Raw genomic sequence first — 20,682 nt, 5'->3', positions numbered from 1 at the left:
TACCGATTTAACCGACGGAGATTTATTCAGCATGGCTAACATTATCGACATCAAAGCACGCGAGGTTCTGGACTCCCGCGGCAATCCGACTGTGGAAGCAGACGTGATGCTTGAGGGCGGCTTCTTTGGTACCGCTTGTGCCCCCAGTGGCGCATCAACCGGCACCCGTGAAGCACTGGAACTGCGTGATGGCGATAAAAGCCGTTACCTCGGCAAAGGCGTTTTAAACGCGGTTAACAACGTCAACACTCTGATCAAAGACGCTCTGCTGGGCATGGACGGCACCGACCAGCGTGCCCTCGACAATAAAATGCTGGAGCTGGATGGCACCGATAACAAAGCCAAGTTAGGCGCCAATGCGATTTTGGCGGTCTCACTGGCGGCTGCCAAAGCGGCAGCGGCGGCCAAAGGCGTTGAGTTGTATCAGCACATTGCTGACATCAACGGCACCTCAGGCCAGTACTCTATGCCAGTACCTATGATGAACATCATCAACGGTGGCGAGCACGCCGACAACAACGTCGATATTCAGGAGTTTATGGTGCAGCCAGTGGGCGCGCCGACCTTCGCTGAAGCCTTGCGTGCTGGTGCTGAAATTTTCCACAGCCTGAAAAAAGTATTGTCGGCTCAGGGCCTGAACACGGCCGTGGGCGATGAAGGCGGTTTTGCTCCTAACTTGGCGTCGAACGCCGATGCGCTGGCTGCGATCAAAGAAGCCTGTGCGGGTGCCGGCTACGAGTTGGGTAAAGACATTACGCTGGCATTGGATTGTGCGTCATCTGAGTTCTACAAAGATGGCAACTACGACCTGCAGGGTGAAGGCAAAGTCTTTAGTGCCGAGCAGTTCTCCGACTATCTGGCGGAGCTGTGTGATCAGTACCCGATTGTTTCCATCGAAGACGGTCAGGACGAATCCGACTGGGCGGGCTGGAAATATCAAACCGAAAAGCTGGGCAGCAAGGTGCAGCTGGTGGGTGACGATTTGTTTGTGACCAACACCAAAATCCTGGCCGAAGGCATTGAGAAAAGCATCGCCAACTCCATCCTGATTAAGTTCAACCAGATCGGCTCTTTGACCGAAACCTTGGACGCCATCAAGATGGCCAAAGAGGCAGGCTACACCGCCGTGATTTCACACCGCAGCGGCGAAACCGAAGACACCACCATCGCCGATCTGGCCGTGGGCACCTGTGCTGGCCAAATTAAAACCGGCTCATTGTGCCGCAGCGATCGAGTGGCTAAGTACAACCGCCTGCTGCGCATCGAAGAGCAACTGGGTGCCAATGCGCCATACAACGGCCTGCGAGAAATCAAAGGTCAGGCGTAATTAAAGGGCGTAACCATAAAGCGGGCTTCGGCCCGCTTTTGCTTTGAGGTATCACCATGGCTCTGACCTCTCGTCATTGGCTTTGGCTGGCGCTGCTAAGCGGTGGCCTGCTGCTGCTAGTGCTGCAATATCGGCTGTGGTTCGACGACAGTGGCATCATCGCTACCCGTGAGTTGCAGCAGCACATTGCTGAGCTGCGCCAGCAAAATCAGCTGCAGCAAACCCACAACGATGAACTGCTGGCGGAAGTGCGCGATTTAAAAAGCGGCACGGATTTACTGGAAGAGTACGCCCGTGAAGATCTCAGCCTGGTGCGTGAGGGTGAGACCTTTATTCTCTTTGTCGACCCCGACGAGCAATAATCATGCGTATTTGGCCTATTTTACCGGCAGCTGGGGTTGGCAGCCGCATGCAAGCGGACCGTCCAAAGCAGTATTTAACCTTGGCCGGACGCTTATTGATCGACCATACCCTGGAAGCCATTTTGAGCCATCCTGCCTGTGAGCAGGTGTTGTTGGCGTTATCCCCTAAGGATCCGTATTGGGCGCAAAGCGAGTTTTACGCCGACGATCGCGTCATTCGAGTAGAGGGCGGCGCCGAGCGTTGTCACTCGGTGATGAATGCGCTGACCGTTGCAGCTCAGCAAGCGACTGAGCAAGATTGGGCACTGGTGCACGATGTTGCCCGTCCTTGTCTGCGTCACTCAGACTTAGATATTTTGTTAAAAGCGGCGCAAGTGCATGCGGACGGTGCCTTGCTAGCCTCGCCCACGCGCGACACCATGAAGCGCGGCGATGCCGATGGCTGCGTCGATCATACGGTGGAGCGCCAGCAGCTTTGGCATGCGCTGACGCCACAGTTATTCCCACTGCACGCCCTGCATCAGGCGTTAGAGCAGTGCTTGGCACAGAACCTGGCGGTCACCGATGAATGCTCCGCCATGGAGCAGGTAGGCTGGCGGCCCAAACTGGTAGAAGGCCGTAGCGACAACATTAAAGTAACTCGGCCTGCCGACCTGGCGCTGGCCGAATGGTTTTTACAAACACAGGACCTGTAATGCGAATAGGACACGGTTTTGACGTGCATGCCTTTGAGGCGGGTGATTTTGTCATGCTCGGTGGCGTTAAAATCCCCCATGATCATGGCCTCAAGGCGCACTCGGATGGCGACGTTGCCTTGCATGCATTGGCCGATGCCTTGCTGGGCGCTGCGGCGCTTGGTGATATTGGTCGTCATTTCCCCGACACTGACGCCCAGTGGCAAGACGCCGACAGCCGTGCTTTGTTGCGCCATGTAATGGGGTTGCTGCAACAGCGCGGTTATCACCTGATTAACGCTGATCTCACCATCATTGCTCAAGCACCCAAGTTAGCGCCCCACATCGAAGCGATGCGTGATGCCATCGCCACAGACCTGAGCGTGGCGGTGAACGCCATTAATGTAAAAGCCACCACCACCGAAAAACTGGGGTATGTTGGCCGTAAAGAGGGCATTGCTGTGCATGCTGTGGTGTTGATTGGTCATGACTGAAGCATTTGAGTTACCGGACTGGCCGCGCGCCTATAACACGCCCGCGGTGCAGGGTGTTTTTCGCAGCGAAAATGCCGATTTTCGTGTCACTGAGTTGCCCTTAGAAGCACCATCAGGTGAGGGCGAGCATGTCTGGCTGGAAGTGGAAAAAAACGGCGCCAATACCGCCTGGGTTGCCAAGCGCCTGGCCGAGCAGGCTGGCGTGCGAGAAATGGACATCGGCTATGCCGGTTTAAAAGACCGCCATGCGATTACGCGCCAATGGTTCAGCATTTATTTGCCCCGCGTGGCTGAACCTGATTTTAGCGCCATCAACGACGGCGAAATTCAGGTGCTGAGTCAGCAGCGTCATGTACGCAAGTTGCGCCGTGGTGATTTAGCCGGTAACCGGTTTGAACTGAGACTGCGTAAGCTCAGTGGCGATTTAGCGGCGCTGGAGCCAGTGCTGCAACAAATACGCGAGCAGGGTGTGCCCAACTATTTTGGTGAGCAGCGCTTTGGCCATGATGGCGGAAATGTGCCTGCGGGGCTGGCCATGCTCAGCGGCGAGCTACGCGTTAAAAATCGCAATAAGCGCAGCTTGTACTTATCGGCAGTGCGCTCGTTACTGTTTAATCAGGTGCTGGCAGAGCGCTTGCAACGCGGCTTATGGGGCCAAACCTTAGCCGGTGATGTGCTGGATGAGCAAGGCATGGCCACCGGGCCTTTGTGGGGGCGTGGCCGTCTGGCCAGCAGCGAAGACGCCCTGGCTTTAGAGAGCGAGGTAGTTGCCAGCCAACAAGCCGCTTGCGATGGTCTGGAGCACGCTGGCCTCAAGCAAGAACGCCGGGCCTTAGCCGCGCAACCAATGCAGCTGCAATGGCAGTGGCCAGAGGCAGATGAATTAACACTCAGCTTTTTGCTGGCATCCGGTTATTATGCCACGTCGGTATTGCGCGAACTTGGGCATATTGAGGCCGCCGCGCTGCAGCAGTAAGGATCTGATAAGCAATGACGTTACTTCTTTCTAATGACGACGGTGTGCATGCACCGGGTCTGCGCCAGCTGGCGACGGCACTGCAACAACAAGGCTACAGCACGCGCACCGTGGCACCCGACCGCGACCGCAGTGGTGCCAGTAACTCACTGACACTGGATCGGCCACTGCACCCAGTGCATTTGGAAAACGGTGATATCAGCATTAATGGCACGCCCACCGACTGCGTGCACCTGGCGGTAAACGCTTTTTATAACGGTGAATGCGAACGCATTATTTCTGGCATTAACGCCGGAGCCAACCTCGGCGATGATGTGTTGTATTCCGGTACGGTGGCCGCCGCAATGGAGGGGCGCTTTTTACCCAAAACGCCCATTGCTATTTCATTAGCAGGGAAACAGCACTTTCAAACTGCGGCTCAGGTGTTGCTTGAGTGGTTGCCGAAGCTGGAGGCATTGCAGTTACCGGCGAACTGCATCATCAATATCAATGTGCCTGACCGCCCCTACGAGCAACTGACGGGCATTGAAGTCACCCGTTTAGGCCATCGCCAGCGCTCAGATAACCCCGTTTTGACGACCAACCCGCGTGGCAAAGAATGCTACTGGATTTCCGCCGCCGGTGATGTCGCCGATGCCGGGCCTGGCACCGATTTTTACGCCATCGAACAAGGACGCGTTTCCATTACCCCGATTCAAATGGACATGACACTGCACTCCGGCTTGGATGCGCTGCATGGCTTGATAACTCAGGGATAAATGTGTGAACGAGCATTTGTTGTCCGGTATTGGCATGACCTCCCAACGCACCCGTAATCGCTTAGTGCAGCGACTGCGTCAGTCCGGTATTGAAGACGAACAGGTGTTGATGGTGATGGCGAACACGCCACGCCATGTGTTTGTCGATGAAGCCCTAGCCCATCGCGCCTATGAAGACACCGCATTGCCGATCGGTCATGGCCAAACCATCAGCCAGCCTTATACCGTGGCGCGCATGACCGAAGTGCTGATGCAGGGCGGCCCGTTACGCAAAGTGTTGGAGATAGGCACTGGCTCTGGCTATCAAACGGCGGTGCTCAGCCCGCTGGTGGATAAGGTATACAGTGTGGAACGCATCGCGCCATTACAAAAACGTGCGCAGCAGCGTTTGCGCCAGCTGCAATTGCGTAACATCAGTCTAAAACTCTCTGATGGCAGCTGGGGTTGGCCGGAAGCCGGCCCGTTTGATGGCATTCTCGCCGCCGCCGCCCCCGAAGTCATACCGCAAGCTCTGCTCGATCAGCTAGCCGATGGTGGTCGCATGGTGATTCCAGTGGGCGGCGAGCAGCAAACCTTGATGTTGATTACGCGCGATGGCGACAACATTGAGCGCCAAGCGCTGGAAAGCGTCAACTTTGTTCCCTTTCTGCCGGGCTTGCTGCGTTAAGCCCAGTGTTGGCTGGGCATCAGCGCCTAGATTGACCTTTCCCGCCTTGCAAACCAGCACCGATAAGGCACACTGCCGCGCGACTTATTCAACACGCGGACTCCGTTCATGAAACACCTATGGCTGTATTTAAAGGGCCTAGCGATGGGCGCAGCTGATGTCGTACCGGGCGTCTCGGGTGGCACAGTGGCCTTTATTACCGGCATTTACACCGAGCTGTTGGACTCCATCAAGAGTGTTAACTTGGCAGCGCTGCAAACATTGCTGCAACAAGGGCCTAAAGCAGCTTGGCAAGCCATTAATGGAACGTTTTTATTGGTGCTTGGCGCGGGGATTTTGACCGCGCTGCTGACGTTGGCACGCGTGCTTCATTATTTGTTGCTGCATCATCCTGAATTGCTCTGGTCGTTCTTTTTTGGACTGATCGTCTGGTCGAGTGTGCATGTCGGGCGAGAAATCAGCCGCTGGCACTGGGATACCTGCAGTCTGTTGTTACTTGGATGCATCGTCGCCGCTGTCATCAGTCTGGCAACGCCCAGCGAGGTAGCAGCCACACCCTGGATGTTAGTGTTGGCTGGCTCCATCGCCATTTGTGCGATGATTTTGCCGGGCATTTCCGGTAGTTTCATTTTGTTGCTGATGGGGCTTTACCCCACCATCTTAGCGGCGATCAAACAGCTACAGCTGGATGTGTTAGGGCTGTTTGCCATGGGGGCTGCGGTTGGCTTGTTGGCGTTTTCGCGTTTACTTAGCTGGTTGTTGCATCACCACAAGCAACGCATGTTCGCATTGTTGACCGGTTTTATGCTCGGCTCGCTGGTGAAAATCTGGCCGTGGAAAGACACCATCAGCACACGCATCAACAGCAAAGGCGAACAGGTGCCGTTTTTGCAGGTCAATCAGTGGCCGGACTTGAGCGAACCCAAGGCCTTTATTCTCTGTCTGATGTTGATGCTGGCAGGGGGCGGTTTGGTCTGGCTGCTGGAAAAAGTAGCCAACAAAGACGTAGAAGGTATTGAGGAAAATGCCAGTAAGATCACTTAGTTGATCAGGGTCAAGGTGTAATTTTTTGTTACTTATCGCAAGTTACGCCAATGCAACGCAAAAGTTGCACCCTTTTAATAGTTTTTAAGAATTAAAAAAATATTTTTTATTTCTCTGGTGGCTGTGATCGTAGGACAATCTGGTACTTCAAATTACCGTCACTTGAGAGTGTCAAAAAACAACCATCGGCGCCGAAAGATGAAATCACCGCTTGCTGTCACATTAGTCACAATGATCGCTTTTACGACAGGGTGTACAGGTAGCCGCGAGTTTGTATCGGTTGAAGAGAAGTTCAGTCAGCGGCAAAAAACGCCGGGTTTTCATCTTGTGGAATCAGGCGACACGCTATACTCAATCGCTTGGCGCCACGGTATCGACTTTAGAGAGTTAGCGAACGCTAACTCTATCGCTTCGCCCTACACCATATATCCAGGTCAAAAAATTGACCTTAAAGCGAAACCGCTGAGAACCTCCCCCATACCAACGTCCGATGTCGGAAAACCGTCAAAGCCGGTTGCGAACATACCTGTCAAAAAACCCTCTCCTCCAAATATCGGTCATTCCCCGCCAGAAAAGCTTGTCAAAAACGGCCAAGTTGAATGGCAATGGCCATTGAACGGTCGTTTAGTTCGTCGTTTTTCAATGCAAAAGCCGATCAATAAGGGGATTGATATCACCGCGCCGTTGGGGGACTCTGTTCTTGCAGCAGCGGCAGGCACCGTGGTTTACGCGGGCCAAGGGCTGAGAGGGTACGGTAATTTAGTCATTGTTAAACACGACGACACTTACCTCAGTGCTTACGCCCACGCCAGCCGCATTTTGGTTAGCGAACAGCAGTCTGTTAAAGCTGGCCAAAAGATTGCCGAAATAGGTTCTACGGGGACTGACAGTGTTAGGTTGCACTTTGAAATCCGTAAGAACGGTAAGCCAGTTGATCCGCTCAGGTATTTGCCACCCCGGTAAGAGCGATCAGCATTTTAAAAGGCTCCCCCAATAACCTGGTGGGGAAGGTTGGGGCAAGCAGCAAAAGGCGGGATGATCATGGCATTACAACAACGAGAACTACGCGAAGACGAAGTGTTCGAAGATGTTGAATCTTTGATTCTGGTCGACAGCTCCGACACGGATAGCAGTGCAGAGGAAGAGCGCTTTGCCGCTGATACCTCGCACAAAGCATTGGATGCCACCCAGCTGTATTTAAATGAAATCGGCTTTTCGCCGTTACTGTCCGCTGAAGAAGAAGTGCACTACGCACGTTTGGCGCGCAAAGGCGATGATATGGGCCGCCGACGCATGATCGAAAGTAACTTGCGCCTGGTAGTAAAAATTTCCCGACGCTATGTTAATCGTGGCCTATCGCTTTTGGATTTGATCGAAGAGGGCAACTTGGGTCTGATTCGCGCGGTGGAGAAGTTTGACCCTGAACGTGGTTTCCGCTTTTCCACGTACGCCACCTGGTGGATTCGTCAGACCATTGAACGCGCCATCATGAACCAAACGCGCACTATTCGCTTGCCCATTCATGTGGTCAAAGAGCTCAATGTGTATTTGCGTGCGGCGCGTGAGTTAACCCAAAAACTGGATCATGAACCGACGGCGGAAGAAATTGCCGAGCTGTTGGAAAAACCCGTCGATGACGTCAAGCGTATGCTCAAATTGAATGAGCGCGTGACTTCAGTGGACACACCGCTTGGACCCAGCTCTGATAAATCAATTTTGGATACCATTGCCGATGACGGCGTCTCCGATCCCAGTGATGAGCTGCAGCAGCAGGATATTCACAGCAACTTGGATCGCTGGATTTCCGAGCTGCCTGAGAAGCAATGCGAAGTCTTGTCTCGGCGCTTCGGTTTACGCGGTTTTGAAACCAGCACGCTGGAAGAAGTCGGGCGTGAAATTGGCTTAACACGCGAACGTGTGCGCCAGATTCAGGTGGAAGCACTGCGTCGCTTGCGTGAAATCATGGAAAAGCAAGGCCTAAATGCCGCGACGCTGTTCAGTGAGCTATAGAAACACAGGCTTAGAAACCAAAAAGGCCGCACTTTAGTGCGGCCTTTTTTGTGCACGTTTGTTGCTCAACGCTCGATGTATTTTTGTTTGTCGGGCACGCCGTCCCACTCTGCGGCATCGGGCAGCGGATCTTTTTGCTCGGTGATATTGTTGTCGGCCCACTCTTCTGCCAATTCGGCGTTGAGCTCGATGTATTGCTCTTGGCCTGCTGGAACTTCGTCTTCAGAATAGATGGCCTCGGCAGGGCACTCTGGTTCACACAAGGCGCAGTCGATGCACTCGTCTGGATGAATGACCAAAAAGTTTGGTCCTTCATAAAAACAATCGACCGGGCAAACCTCAACGCAGTCGGTATATTTACACTTCACACAGTTATCGGTAACCACAAACGCCATGCGTTCAGTCTCCTAATCAACGGTCTATGGACGCCTAGTGTACTGACGCCTTGTTATTGTGCCACTCCAGCAATGCTGCGGTGGCGAGATTGCGCAATTCTAGGTATCCGCAGCGGCTTCGGCAAGTTTTGGCTAGAAACTTAGGTTATAGAGTTATCATTTTTGGTGTTAAAAAAGCCTGCTTATAACAGGCTCTTAAGTTGGTATAGAGCTTCCAGCGCTTGTCTTGGCGTCATGCTATCAGGGTCGAGCTCGGTCACGGCTTCCTCAACGGCAGACGGTAAGGCTGCAAACAGGTCACTTTGCTGCGGTGAGTGTGTATCACTGCTTGAGCGGGGCACGACGGCTTGATGGGCCGCAGTAGCAGCGCCTTCTTGGCCTTCTAGTTGTTGCAGTTTGTGGCGTGCTTGCTCTATCACGGCAGCGGGAACGCCGGCCAGTTGCGCCACTTGCAGGCCATAGCTTTGCGACGCTGGGCCTTGCTCGACGGCGTGCAAAAAGACGATGCGATCGTCATGTTCGGTGGCTTTCAAATGTAAGTTGATGGCGTTGGTGTAGTGCTCTGGCAAGGCCGTCATTTCAAAGTAGTGCGTGGCGAACAAGGTGTAGGCTTTGACCTGCTCAGCCAAATGCGCGGCGCTGGCCCAAGCCAGAGATAAGCCATCAAAGGTGCTGGTGCCGCGGCCGACTTCGTCCATCAGAACCAGGCTGTGCTCGGTGGCATTGTGCAAAATATTGGCGGTTTCGGTCATTTCCACCATAAAGGTCGAGCGGCCGCCGGCGACGTCATCGGACGAGCCCATGCGGGTAAAAATACGATCCACCGGGCCGATGCGGCACTGATCTGCGGGCACAAAGCTGCCAATGTGGGCCAGCAGAGTAATCAGCGCGACTTGACGCATATAAGTCGATTTACCGCCCATATTAGGGCCGGTAATGATTTGAATGCGTGCATCATTGTTGAGTTGTGTATCGTTGGCGACAAACGGGTCGGTAATCAGACTCTCGACCACCGGGTGGCGACCGCCTTGAATAGAGATAACGCTGTCATCGCTTAACTCGGGTGCGTTAAAACGCAGAGTTTCTGCTCGCTCCGCCAGGTTGCTGAGCACATCCAGCTCAGCCAAGGCGCTGGCGCTGATTTGCAGAGCTAATAGGTCTTCTCCCAAGGCGGTAATCAGCTCGTCGTAAAGGGCTTTTTCGCGACTTAATGCGCGGCTCTTGGCGCTCAGCGCTTTGTCTTCAAAGGTTTTGAGCTCTGGGGTAATAAAGCGCTCGGCATTTTTTAGGGTTTGGCGGCGAATGTACTCGGTCGGCGCCTCGCTGGCTTGGGATTTGCTGATTTCTATGTAGTAACCGTGCACGCGGTTATAGCCGACTTTTAATGTGCTCAACCCTGTGCGTTCACGCTCGCTTTGCTCCAGCTTGACCAAGTAATCGCCGGCATTTTCACTCAGGCTGCGCAACTCGTCCAACTCAGCATCGTAGCCGTTAGCAATGACGCCGCCGTCACGAATCACCACCGGGGGGTTGTCGATGATGGCAGCCTGCAAACGCTCAACCCAGGTTGGAAACTCTTGGATGCGCTCGTGCAGCGAGTGCGCTAGGGGCGTGTCCATTTGCTGCAAAACAGCGCGAATCTCTGGCAGTTGCGCTAACGCTTCGCGCAGGCGAGCCAGGTCGCGCGGGCGAGCAGAGGCTAGAGCGACGCGCGATAAAATACGCTCGATATCGCCAACTTGTTTTAAATGGTCGTGCAGCGGCTGCCAGTGGTATTGGCTAATCATTTGGCGAATAAGGTCTTGGCGCTGCAATAATGCTTGGCGCTGGCGAATGGGGCGGTTAAGCCAGCGGCGCAGTAAGCGACTGCCCATGGCAGTGGCGGTCTGGTCCATCACCCAGGCCAGCGTATGTTGGCCATCCCCCTGTTGATTAATATCGATTTCTAAGTTGCGGCGCGAGGCAGGGTCGATCAATACCGCGTCGTCGGGCTGCTCAACACTGAGGGAGCGAATGTGTGGTAACTGGTTGCGCTGGGTTTCACGTGCGTAGTGCAGCAAGGCACCGGCGGCACTGATGGCTTGGTGCATGGTGTGGCAACCAAAACCGCGCAAGTCACGGGTTTTCAGTTGCTCGGTCAGCAGCCGCAGGGCGGTATCGGCTTCAAAATGCCAGGGTGGCAAGCTGCGACTGCCTGGGCGGTCGATGATAGCCTCGTTATAGCTCAGGCTCTCGTTGTACAGTAATTCGGCCGGACGCAAACGTTCAATTTCTGCTAGCAGGGCCTCATCGCCATCGACCTCGAGCACATTAAAGCGCCCTGAACTGAGCTCCAGCACCGCCAGACCGTGACGATTTTGCTGGCTGTGCAGCGCGACCAGCAGGTTGTCTTGGCGCTCATCTAATAAGGCTTCATCCGTCAACGTGCCGGGCGTTACCACACGCACAACTTTGCGCTCTACCGGCCCTTTGCTGGTTGCCGGGTCACCGATTTGCTCGGCAATGGCCACCGACACTCCAGCTTTAACCAGCCGAGCAATGTAGTTTTCGGCGGAATGAAAGGGCACCCCAGCCATGGGAATGGGCTCGCCACCGCTTTGGCCGCGGGCGGTTAGCGTAATGTCTAACAGTTGGGCCGACTTTTTAGCATCGTCATAAAACAGCTCATAGAAGTCGCCCATGCGGTAAAACAGCAGGGTATCCGGGTGGTCGGCTTTGATGCGCAGGTATTGCTGCATCATGGGGGTGTGCTGAGCTTTTGCCATCGCTCGCGGATCCTTTCGTGGTAATCTGGCGCTTGAAAACTGACCATTAAGTTGCATTGCAGCTAGCCTATGGTCGGTGGCGAAAACGGCGGATTGTAAGTGTGATCGCAGGAGGATACAAAATGGCAGCACGATCAGACAGTATTCAAGCGCTGGCAGAAATGCTGCTCAGTCGCGAATTGCGCCTGGTGACCGCCGAATCTTGCACTGGCGGCGGCGTCGCGGCGGCGTTAACGGATATGCCTGGCAGCTCTTCTTGGTTTGAGTGTGGCTTTGTGACTTACTCCAACGAAGCCAAAATTCGATACTTAGATGTGCCGCTGGCGACCATTGAACAATTTGGTGCAGTCAGCGAAGAAACCGTGCGTGCCATGGTGCGCGGAGCGGTCAATAACAGCCTCGGTGATGTCGCTGTCGCCATCAGTGGTATTGCCGGCCCGAGTGGCGGTAGTCTTGAGAAACCCGTTGGTACGGTATGGTTTGCTTGGGGCTCAGATGAGGCGCAAATGACGCAGTGTTGCCAGTTCCAAGGCGATCGCGAAGCAGTACGCGAGCAGGCTGTCACCGAAGCCATTCAGGGGCTCTGTCGTTGGCTGGCTTCGTGAAATTTCACTGTATATGTATACAGATTTTTTATCGATAACCTCTTGGCGCTCCATCGTCACTGTGCTTAAATACTGGTCAAATTTACAGTGATGCCGGTGGGCCTCTTCAGTCTCAGTTAAAGGACAGCACCATGGATGCAAATAAGCAAAAAGCGCTGGATGCGGCGCTCAGCCAAATCGAACGCCAATTCGGTAAAGGCGCCATCATGAAAATGGGTGAGCAGCCGCGCGAAGCCATTCCGGCCATTTCCACCGGATCGCTGGGGCTGGACATTGCACTCGGCATTGGCGGTTTGCCGATGGGCCGTATCGTCGAAATCTATGGTCCGGAAAGCTCGGGTAAAACCACCATGTGTTTGTCGGCCATGGCGCAGGCACAAAAAGCCGGTAAAACCGTTGCCATCATCGATGCCGAGCACGCACTGGACCCACTGTATGCTGAAAAATTGGGCATCGACTTAGACAGTCTGCTGGTATCACAACCCGATACCGGCGAACAGGCGTTAGAAATTTGCGACAGTTTGGTGCGCTCCAATGCGGTAGACGTGATCGTAGTTGACTCGGTGGCTGCACTGACGCCTAAGGCAGAAATTGAAGGCGAAATGGGCGATAGCCACGTAGGCTTGCAGGCACGTTTGATGTCACAGGCGCTGCGTAAAATCACAGGTAATGTCAAAAACGCGAACTGTCTGGTGATCTTTATTTGGCAGCCCAGAAACCACCACAGGTGGTAATGCACTGAAGTTCTATGCTTCGGTACGTCTGGATATTCGTCGCACCGGCTCGGTGAAACAGGGCGACGAAGTCATTGGTAACGAGACGCGCGTCAAAGTAGTGAAAAACAAGGTCTCGCCACCGTTCACGCAAGCTGAGTTCCAGATCATGTATGGCCGTGGCATTTATCACATGGGCGAAGTCATCGACCTAGGGGTTAAGTGTGGTCTGGTAGATAAATCCGGCGCCTGGTACAGCTATCAAGGCGATAAAATTGGCCAAGGCAAAGCCAATGCCGCTGCTTATCTGGAAGAACACCCAGAAATGGCACAAGAAATCGAAACCAACATTCGTGCGCAGCTACTGAACCTGCCAAAACCTGAAGAAGAAAAAGCTGACGGCAAGGATGCGCAAGCAGAACTCTGATCTGGACGATATAGCTAGCCTGCATGGCGCCGCGGTGGAGTTACTGGCCCGGCGCGATCATTCCCGCCAAGAGCTGGAGCGCAAGCTCCAGCCCCGCACCACCCAATCTGAACTGTTACAGCAAGTGTTGGATCAGCTGGCCGAGCGTGGTTGGCAGTCGGATCAGCGCTTTGCTGAGATGTTTGTTCGCAGCCGCTGCAGTCGTGGTCATGGTCCAATGCGTGTGCGCCAGGATATGCGGCAAAAAGGGCTGAGCGATCATTTGATTACTCAGGTGCTGAGCGACAGCGACTGTGACTGGTTTGAATTAGCAGTAGAGGTCGCCAGTAAAAAATACGCCTCGTTGCAACGTGATCCGCGCTGGCGCGAAAAGCTGTATCGTTTTTTGAGCTATCGCGGTTTTCTGGCCGATCAAGTTCAACACGCGCTTGAACAAGTCACCCTCACCGATGCCGATTGATTGCTATCAACGGCTCCTATCCTTGTGCTGCCCTTTATTTTAAAAACCTTATAAATCAGACACTTATGTGTCGCCTAAGCTGTCATTTGTGTCATTTTGTACTTGAGTCTCGGTCTGTCGCCTGAGTCCATTGACAGGCTTAACAGTGACAGAGATGATCCCTAGACAGAAATAACTAACACTTGTTCACTGTCGGAAATAGTCCGTTCATGTCGATCAAAGTGCACGGTTTAACACCGTTAGTCGTGGGTAGAAAGGGAGTCAGGGAGCGCTATGGAACCATCGCCACAGGTGGATACATTAATACTGCGACACTTATTAGCCCATTGGGAAGCGTTGCAGTGTGATTCCTCACTGGTGTGGCAAACACTAGAGTTGAGCACTGGGCAAATGCTGCCGCGTTGGCTAAATAGTGAGCCGCTATGTGACCTGTTGGCGACCATGGGAACACACCATCACCCCAGCTTAATGATCAGCAGTGGCATGTATATGGCACGCCAGCATTTACCGTTGGGCAGCTGTCTGCAGCAGGCGGACTGCTTAGCTCAGGGGCTAACACAAGCCGCGGCGTTGCCACATTTACTGGTGCCTGGGCTGGCGCTGACCTGGCAAACCGACGGCGACTGTTTGCACATTCAGCCTGCTGAAGAAGCGCCAGAAACGGTACAGCTAATGTGCCTGGCTTGGATTGCGGAAGCCTGTCGGCGTGCTTTGGGCAGTGGAGAAAGCATTCAATTACTGCGACCACCTCAGTGGCACCAAGTGTTGATGCCGCTGCAGCTAGTGCAGCGCGATGGCAGTTTTTTCCGAATTCAAATCTCGTCAGATGTATTGCAGCAAACGCTACCCAATAGCGATGCTGCCAACTACAACGCCTGCATTCGCACCTTTCGGCGGGAATACGGCAAGCTGCGCGAGCACATTGCATTTTATCAGCGCCTGCAACAGGCCATTGCCGATCAACTGCATTTGCGCCCGGTGAATCAAGAGCAACTGGCACAGCAGCTCAATATCAATGTGCGTAATTTACAGCGTCGCCTGCAAGCGCTGGGGACCAACTATCAGACCTTACTGGATCAGGCGCGGCGTCAACTGGCCCTGCACTTAATGAAAGACCCAAGCCTGACGCTGTATGAAGTCTCTTTTCGCGTCGGCTATACCGAGCCCAGTGCGTTTTATAAAGCGTTTCGTCGCTGGACGGGCATGACACCGGGCGATTATCGCCAGCGCTTCGATGTGAGCTGTATATAGTAGGCTGCGGCTTTTAAGCCGCAGCCCCTCAAACGGCTAGTGCAGTTTTAACCGCGGGCGAATCACACGGTTAATGCGCCCCACCAGCGATAGCAGCAGAGTGTGAAAATAACCGTGCAGGGCAATCTGGTGTAAACGGTACAAGGACACATACACCAGTCGGGCAATGCGGCCTTCGATCATCATGGACCCTCGAGTTAGATTCCCCATCAGGCTGCCGACCGTGCTGTAGCGACTCAGTGACACTAACGAGCCTTTGTCACGATACACAAACTCCGGCAGCGGTTGGCCTTCACTGCGGGCTTTTAATACTTTAATTAAATGCGAGGCTTGTTGGTGGGCAGCCTGTGCACGCGGCGGTACCGGAGTGCCATCGGCTTGGATTAAACAGGCGCAATCACCCAACGCGAAGATGTTCTCATCCTCCGTTTGCAAGCTGGCATTGACCTTCAATTGATTAACGCGGTTGGTTTCAAGCCCCAAGTTGGCCAAAAATCTAGGGGCACGCACCCCAGCGGCCCATACTTTTAACCGCGCTGGAATGTGGCTGTCGTCTTTGGTGGTAAAACCGTTTTCATCGACGGCGGTGATCATGGTGCCGGTTTGCACCGTGACGCCGAGTTTTTCTAGCTCACGTTTGGCTGCGGCGGAAATACGTGGCGGCAGTGCCGGCAATATGCGCTCACCGGCCTCAATTAACGTGACCTTTAAATGCTCCGGCGTCATGTGCTTTAAGCCATAGCTGGCCAACACCTCGGCGGTATTATAAAGCTCGGCAGATAGCTCAACGCCGGTGGCGCCGGCACCGACAATGGCGATATCCAAGGTGCGGGCTTCATCGCTGTTTTCACTGGCCGCATTGGTGCGCAGGAACTCATTAAGCAACGTGCGATGAAAGCGCTCGGCCTGATCGCGGCTATCGAGGAAAATACAGTGCTCTCCGGCGCCTTGGGTACCAAAGTCGTTGGTCACACTGCCGATGGCCAGCACCAGGGTGTCGTAGTTGACGCGGCGTTCGGCCAGCACCTCCTGACCCTGATCGTCGAGCATGGGCGCCAGCACAATTTGGCGATTGTCACGGTCCAGGCCATGCATGCGACCGATCTGAAATTGAAAACCGTGGCGTTTGCCGTGAGCCCGGTAATTCAACTCATCAATGCCCGAATCCAGCGCCCCGGTAGCTACCTCGTGCAGCAAAGGCTTCCACAAGTGCGTGGGGCTGCTATCAATTAACTCAATAATGGCTTTGCCTTTCTTACCCAAACTGCGTCCCAGTTGGGTTGCCAGCTCCAGTCCCCCGGCGCCACCTCCGACGATCACGATGCGTTGCATGATAAGTACTCTCAAATGAAGGAATTTCAGGCCAGCCCGCTGCTTGGGTTATCAACTGCCTGGCCTGAAATGCCTTGCCAGCGAATTATACGCTCAATGCGCCTAAGTGCACCAAGTGAGACAGTGCTGTGCAGCAGCCGAGCCTGTGTGGTGGCCGTCACAAAAGCCGCCATAGGGTAAAAAGACTGAGCCGCTGTGAGAGATGTCCTACAGAAGTCCTATACCGCATGCTGGATACTGCGTTCTTTGTCGTACTTGGGCACATGCCTAAATGAAAAGTCGATCTAATGCTTGATCGCTGCAAGTAGCGATCAAGATGCCGATAGCAAGAGTGGAGTAGCAATGACATTAATGAAAAACATACTGGTCGCTGCATTAGCAACAGGCCTAGTCGCTTGTGGCGGTGGTGGTTCATCCAGCTCATCGGGTGATGCTGGCAATGGTAACGACTCCAACAACGGTAGTTCAACGCCAGACACAGGTAATGGCGGTACCGGTGAGCTTGAGCAAGCGCCAGCGGCAATTACGGAAGAGAACTATCCTGAGTTTGCAAGTGACTTATGGCGGCTTATCACTGAGCAGAGCTTGGTTATCGGTGCAAGACATTCTGTTGCTAAAACGCCCCCTGAGCCTCGTCAAAAATACGACTGTAGTGAGTCTGGAAGTTATTATACCGAGGCCAAAGAGCTTGAACGTATAGGCGATGGAGATTTTCCTGAGTATGTGCGTACGCAAGTAATCTTTGAAAGCGATGGGTGTGAAGATTATAACTCCGTGGATATCGTAACCAGTATCATCGACGAGTACTACTGGGGTGATGTTGATGGCTATTTGAAAAATGAAAACTTTAGTCATCGCCTGAGTATTTTTAAGGTTTCCAAGGATGGACGCTCAACCAGCACAGAAAATGATGCAACTTGGATTGATGCGGAAAATTATTACTATCTTGATTTTGATGCTTGGTTTGCGGTGAACCCGGGGTACTTGCTAAACGAGTACTCGGGAGGTGGTTTTGATGATTACGTGGCTATGCCAACGATCGATAATTCGCTCTACAGTACTCTGACAGAATCATTTATATCATCATCTGAGGCGAATGAGCTGGCTGGAAAGATTTGCTCAGAGATAAGCGCATATCGGATCGAAAAGTGCTCATATATTGAAAAGGAACTTGATAATTACTCGAATGATGAGGTCAAAAGCATTGTCGCTATGGGACGCTATATTCACCTCTACGATGGTGTTGACTCTCAGTTTCGTCATAACTTTGAAGTGACCAAGCCATTAGTCTACATCTATTCAGAAGAAAGCGATGAAAAGCTTAAGAGTGGTCAGTTGAAAATGTCATATGACACAGGTGAAATCATCACTATCACAGCCACTGGTGAATACAATGAAGAAGATGAAGCATGGCTGATTCTCACGCTTGATAAAGACGGTGATGGTGTTGCTGATGCCGAAAAACGGGTTCGTGATGATCCTTGGCTTTGGTAACGGTGATCGGTCTTTACATTTGTAAGCGCTGAAATTGCTTATAGCTTTAATAAAACATTAGCGAGCGCCGCCAGGCGCTCTACTAGGGAGAAAATATGCGCAAGTTACTAGTGTTGGCGGGTTGCATGTCTGCCTTATCGGCTGCAGTCGCTGAGCCGCTGACGGAAAAGCAAATGCTGGAATACCATATGGTGGCACCCATGATGGATTCTTTGTTTAAAGAGTTTGTTAAAGAGACACCAGAGACCAAAAAGGCGCTGCAAAAAGCGGCGTTTAACTTCAGCGACCATGCCACCAAGCTAAAGCTGTTGCGCGACGTAGACTACGGCGATAGCTATATCGCCGAAGCGGAGCGGCCCATGCGCCAGGTAACGGGCTTTGAAAATGCCGATGACTGGGCCAAAGTAGGCGATCGCGTTAGCTGTTTGCGCATGGGTATTTTTGCCGTGTCGATGTCGGCCAGTATGTCCGGAGAGCTCAGCAAAGACGATCTGGAAAACTTCCCGCATTATTTCGCCGATAAGAGCAAACCGGCCGATCAGCGTGAAAAATACACCCAGATGCTGACCGACTTTGTCAAAGAGCGGGGTTGTACGGATGTTGAAGACGTTAGCCTGTATGTGAATAACATGCAGCGCTGGGATGAAGTCACACAAGCGCAGCAATAAAATAAGGCGTGCCTAGCACGCCTTATTTTTGCCCTAAGAAAGCAGCCACATTGATCAGTTGCGTTCTTCTGAATAGGAGCAGATCAGCGAGCACGTAGCAGACAAGCACTTTAACAGAGAGGGCTATGATCGCTTTGAAGAGTTGGATGAGGCCAATAAGCAAATGGGCAATGGCAAGCAAGGCGAATTTGACATGGCCTTTTGGGACGACGATGGCAACTTAGTGATTGTGGAAGCCAAGGGTGGCAATAGCCAACTGGGCTCGCGGCAGTTGAAGTATGCAACGGATGAGACTGGTGAGCGCATTCAAGGCAGAGCCCAGCAAGGTACTCAGGAATATATGGATGATATTATTGCCAATTACGAGGCCAAATTAGGCAAGGATCATCCTTTCGTTGAAGAGCTACTAGAGGCGAAAAAAGATGGTGAAATTAAATATGTATCTGTTCGTCAGCCACTTAAGAAAGATGGCTCCTTGAAAAATGATTACGTTGTCAATGAATTCAAACTTTAGGATGTGATTATGATTCAGGCGAACCTAACAGAAGAGCAGTATTTAAAGAACTATCCTGCTTTAACCAAAGGCATTGATCGTCGTGTGGAGAAGGACAAAAGGAAGTTACCCTTCTTTAAGCCACTGGTAGAGGGCTATGTGAGCGACTATCAAGTGTTTTTGGCTTGTGAGTGCTATATCAACCCTGGTAAAGAGACCACCTATTATATTATGCGGCGCTTGCAGCAGTTTACTTTAGGTTTTTTTCAGTGTCCTCTGCATCATGGTGAACTGTTTGACCTCATGTTGGATGATACTGTTCATCAGGTTTATGGAGATTCCAATCGGGCCAAAGCTAGCACCACAAAGTGGGTTTTGGCATTGCAGACGGCTTGGGTGACACGCAATCAGTCTGCTCTGGATTACTTATTATCCCAGGATTTTAGTGAGATCTACCAGCGATCAGCGTCACACGAAACGGTTTATGAAGATGTGGCGGCTACATATTATGCCTTGGCGACGGGTAAAGACGTGGAAGACCGGCTACTCAGAGCCCAATTCAGCCCCAGCACCTTGGATGGCAACCCAGCCAAGCTGGACCGCGCCGAGCTACTTTTATTGCCCCCGATAGACGTCATCGCCACCATTGCCTTCGAAGAAGGTGAGGCACGTTTTAACCAGGCGATAGAAAACGCACTGCTTCAGCATCAGCGGTACTACAAAAAAGACCCAGATATCGCGACGCCAGATACGGCATTATCATTACCTCTAATGGGCCTAGCAGCCTTGGCCTACGACCGCTTGGGTTATCGCGTGACGGTTGAAAACCGCTATATCCCTCAGTGGTTGGTGGAACATCAGGATTGGTCACAGCTACCGCCGTTGGCCGACGACAGCTTGCGGCTTAATTTCCCCGTGCGCACACGCAATCCATTGGAGAAATAATATGAGCATAATGCAACGTTTCCCCAACTATTTCGCCGACTACTGGTACGCCGACAGTCGCTCGCCCGAGCAGCTGGACGCCGAGCTGGTAAGCGAGCGTTTAACCGCGCTGAACTCCGCCGCCGATGAGCTGGCGTTATTAAACAGCGCTAGCCTCGAAGAAAAGATGCAGCACATTAATTTGTATTTGCACTACATGCTTAAAGCCGAAAGCCCAACGCTGATTTTGCAGCAGCTGGCACCGGCGGTGTACGAGCTTTACAAGCTTAATATTCAGCGCTTTAACCCCAACAAAGACGCCGTGGCAGACTATTTAACCAGCCATCTCAACGACATTGCAGCGGGTTTAAACGAAATCAACCGCGAGTTTGTCAGTTATCATCGACGCAAAGCCAGTAAATAGGGGGATCGAGTTTTTAAGTATCAAACTCATGCACTACCAAACTGGATGTCGATACTTAAACTCTCGGTTTAGCGCCTAGGTTTTTCGCGCCTTAGCAGGCCGCCTGAGTTGGCAATGGCTGTGCCCGCAGAGGCTGCCCGGACGGCAGCACCAGCCAACATCCTGCCGGGCATAGGCTTAGCGTTAACAATTACCTTGTTCGCGAACCACGAAGGACACCAAGTTTATGCTTCTGAAAATGGAGGTAAACTCAATATCGCAATGATTCGCCCGGCTACGCACGGGCTTTTCAGTTAAGGGGGGCCGCTCCCCTTAACAATCCCGCTCCCGGCCAAGATGGCGTGGCTAGACCACCAACCAGTTTGGCGACGGAGCGCGCACAAACAGGGCGAATCCCGCGCCCCGTTTGCTTGGCCAGC

Annotated in this window: 22 protein-coding genes and 1 pseudogene; 20 read left to right on the top strand and 3 right to left on the bottom strand. The window is 52.9% G+C overall.

Going from position 1 to position 20,682, the window contains the following annotated elements; translation table 11 throughout:
* Nucleotides 1-31 precede the first annotated feature (31 nt).
* The 10 genes from eno to rpoS all read left to right on the top strand — a co-directional run bounded on the left by eno (nucleotide 32) and on the right by rpoS (nucleotide 8,312).
* Complete coding sequence (eno, locus tag IE090_RS17205) at nucleotides 32-1,327, top strand: phosphopyruvate hydratase (RefSeq protein ID WP_189390361.1); 1,296 nt, start codon at nucleotides 32-34, stop codon at nucleotides 1,325-1,327.
* A gap of 56 nt (nucleotides 1,328-1,383) precedes the next feature.
* The gene (locus IE090_RS17200; RefSeq protein ID WP_189390360.1) at nucleotides 1,384-1,689 is read left to right on the top strand and encodes an FtsB family cell division protein; all 306 of its coding nucleotides are present in this window, start codon (nucleotides 1,384-1,386) and stop codon (nucleotides 1,687-1,689) included.
* A gap of 2 nt (nucleotides 1,690-1,691) precedes the next feature.
* Nucleotides 1,692-2,384, top strand: coding sequence for a 2-C-methyl-D-erythritol 4-phosphate cytidylyltransferase (gene ispD / locus IE090_RS17195; RefSeq protein WP_189390359.1), 693 nt, complete (start codon nucleotides 1,692-1,694; stop codon nucleotides 2,382-2,384).
* A complete protein-coding gene (gene ispF, locus IE090_RS17190) occupies nucleotides 2,384-2,857 on the top strand; it encodes a 2-C-methyl-D-erythritol 2,4-cyclodiphosphate synthase (protein ID WP_189390358.1) in 474 nt (157 codons plus the stop codon). The genes ispD and ispF overlap by 1 nt, the downstream gene beginning before the upstream one ends.
* Nucleotides 2,850-3,833 (top strand): tRNA pseudouridine(13) synthase TruD, encoded by a 984-nt coding sequence (truD, locus tag IE090_RS17185; protein WP_189390357.1) that lies wholly within the window; start codon nucleotides 2,850-2,852, stop codon nucleotides 3,831-3,833. The genes ispF and truD overlap by 8 nt, the downstream gene beginning before the upstream one ends.
* Nucleotides 3,834-3,847: 14 nt before the next feature.
* Complete coding sequence (gene surE, locus IE090_RS17180) at nucleotides 3,848-4,591, top strand: 5'/3'-nucleotidase SurE (protein WP_189390356.1); 744 nt, start codon at nucleotides 3,848-3,850, stop codon at nucleotides 4,589-4,591.
* Nucleotides 4,592-4,625: 34 nt separating this feature from the next.
* Nucleotides 4,626-5,258, top strand: a complete 633-nt coding sequence (locus IE090_RS17175) for a protein-L-isoaspartate(D-aspartate) O-methyltransferase (protein WP_189390371.1) — start codon at nucleotides 4,626-4,628, stop codon at nucleotides 5,256-5,258.
* A 108-nt stretch (nucleotides 5,259-5,366) separates the two neighbouring features.
* Nucleotides 5,367-6,302, top strand: coding sequence for a DUF368 domain-containing protein (locus IE090_RS17170; protein WP_229815818.1), 936 nt, complete (start codon nucleotides 5,367-5,369; stop codon nucleotides 6,300-6,302).
* Between the two features lie 198 nt (nucleotides 6,303-6,500).
* Nucleotides 6,501-7,265 (top strand): peptidoglycan DD-metalloendopeptidase family protein, encoded by a 765-nt coding sequence (locus IE090_RS17165; RefSeq protein ID WP_189390355.1) that lies wholly within the window; start codon nucleotides 6,501-6,503, stop codon nucleotides 7,263-7,265.
* A 78-nt stretch (nucleotides 7,266-7,343) separates the two neighbouring features.
* The gene (gene rpoS / locus IE090_RS17160; RefSeq protein ID WP_189390354.1) at nucleotides 7,344-8,312 is read left to right on the top strand and encodes an RNA polymerase sigma factor RpoS; all 969 of its coding nucleotides are present in this window, start codon (nucleotides 7,344-7,346) and stop codon (nucleotides 8,310-8,312) included.
* 65 nt (nucleotides 8,313-8,377) lie between these two features.
* On the opposite strand, the gene fdxA is transcribed toward rpoS, so the two are convergent.
* Both fdxA and mutS read right to left on the bottom strand, forming a co-directional pair.
* Nucleotides 8,378-8,707 (bottom strand): ferredoxin FdxA, encoded by a 330-nt coding sequence (gene fdxA, locus IE090_RS17155; RefSeq protein ID WP_189390353.1) that lies wholly within the window; start codon nucleotides 8,705-8,707, stop codon nucleotides 8,378-8,380.
* 182 nt (nucleotides 8,708-8,889) lie between these two features.
* Complete coding sequence (gene mutS, locus IE090_RS17150; RefSeq protein WP_189390352.1) at nucleotides 8,890-11,472, bottom strand: DNA mismatch repair protein MutS; 2,583 nt, start codon at nucleotides 11,470-11,472, stop codon at nucleotides 8,890-8,892.
* 122 nt (nucleotides 11,473-11,594) lie between these two features.
* Here mutS and IE090_RS17145 point away from each other — a divergent pair, with 122 nt between their 5' ends.
* The 5 genes and pseudogenes from IE090_RS17145 to IE090_RS17130 all read left to right on the top strand — a co-directional run bounded on the left by IE090_RS17145 (nucleotide 11,595) and on the right by IE090_RS17130 (nucleotide 14,928).
* A complete protein-coding gene (locus IE090_RS17145; RefSeq protein ID WP_189390351.1) occupies nucleotides 11,595-12,077 on the top strand; it encodes a CinA family protein in 483 nt (160 codons plus the stop codon).
* Between the two features lie 131 nt (nucleotides 12,078-12,208).
* Nucleotides 12,209-12,917 (top strand): annotated as a pseudogene (recA, locus tag IE090_RS17140) (recombinase RecA); the annotation flags it as partial.
* Between the two features lie 42 nt (nucleotides 12,918-12,959).
* On the top strand, nucleotides 12,960-13,217 hold the full coding sequence (locus tag IE090_RS18090) for a recombinase RecA family protein (protein WP_373296427.1): 258 nt from the start codon (nucleotides 12,960-12,962) through the stop codon (nucleotides 13,215-13,217).
* The gene (locus IE090_RS17135) at nucleotides 13,198-13,677 is read left to right on the top strand and encodes a regulatory protein RecX (protein ID WP_189390350.1); all 480 of its coding nucleotides are present in this window, start codon (nucleotides 13,198-13,200) and stop codon (nucleotides 13,675-13,677) included. The genes IE090_RS18090 and IE090_RS17135 overlap by 20 nt, the downstream gene beginning before the upstream one ends.
* A 273-nt stretch (nucleotides 13,678-13,950) precedes the next feature.
* Nucleotides 13,951-14,928, top strand: coding sequence for a helix-turn-helix transcriptional regulator (locus IE090_RS17130; protein WP_189390349.1), 978 nt, complete (start codon nucleotides 13,951-13,953; stop codon nucleotides 14,926-14,928).
* 36 nt (nucleotides 14,929-14,964) lie between these two features.
* Here IE090_RS17130 and IE090_RS17125 read toward each other — a convergent pair whose 3' ends face one another.
* A complete protein-coding gene (locus IE090_RS17125) occupies nucleotides 14,965-16,260 on the bottom strand; it encodes an NAD(P)/FAD-dependent oxidoreductase (RefSeq protein ID WP_189390348.1) in 1,296 nt (431 codons plus the stop codon).
* Between the two features lie 342 nt (nucleotides 16,261-16,602).
* Between IE090_RS17125 and IE090_RS17120 the strand changes: the two genes are divergently transcribed.
* The 5 genes from IE090_RS17120 to IE090_RS17100 all read left to right on the top strand — a co-directional run bounded on the left by IE090_RS17120 (nucleotide 16,603) and on the right by IE090_RS17100 (nucleotide 20,263).
* The gene (locus IE090_RS17120; protein WP_189390347.1) at nucleotides 16,603-17,754 is read left to right on the top strand and encodes a hypothetical protein; all 1,152 of its coding nucleotides are present in this window, start codon (nucleotides 16,603-16,605) and stop codon (nucleotides 17,752-17,754) included.
* 95 nt (nucleotides 17,755-17,849) lie between these two features.
* On the top strand, nucleotides 17,850-18,422 hold the full coding sequence (locus IE090_RS17115; protein ID WP_189390346.1) for a hypothetical protein: 573 nt from the start codon (nucleotides 17,850-17,852) through the stop codon (nucleotides 18,420-18,422).
* Between the two features lie 142 nt (nucleotides 18,423-18,564).
* Nucleotides 18,565-18,936: a hypothetical protein gene (locus IE090_RS17110; RefSeq protein ID WP_189390345.1), complete on the top strand. Its 372-nt coding sequence runs from the start codon at nucleotides 18,565-18,567 to the stop codon at nucleotides 18,934-18,936.
* Between the two features lie 9 nt (nucleotides 18,937-18,945).
* Nucleotides 18,946-19,860, top strand: a complete 915-nt coding sequence (locus IE090_RS17105; protein ID WP_189390344.1) for an immunity 49 family protein — start codon at nucleotides 18,946-18,948, stop codon at nucleotides 19,858-19,860.
* Nucleotide 19,861: 1 nt separating this feature from the next.
* Nucleotides 19,862-20,263, top strand: coding sequence for a hypothetical protein (locus IE090_RS17100; protein ID WP_189390343.1), 402 nt, complete (start codon nucleotides 19,862-19,864; stop codon nucleotides 20,261-20,263).
* Nucleotides 20,264-20,682 lie beyond the last annotated feature (419 nt).

It is taken from the genome of Bacterioplanes sanyensis (assembly GCF_014652515.1).
Classification (GTDB): domain Bacteria; phylum Pseudomonadota; class Gammaproteobacteria; order Pseudomonadales; family Oceanobacteraceae; genus Bacterioplanes; species Bacterioplanes sanyensis.
The sequence above is the reverse complement of the archived record's forward strand: the minus strand, read 5'-3'. Positions and strand labels throughout refer to the sequence as shown.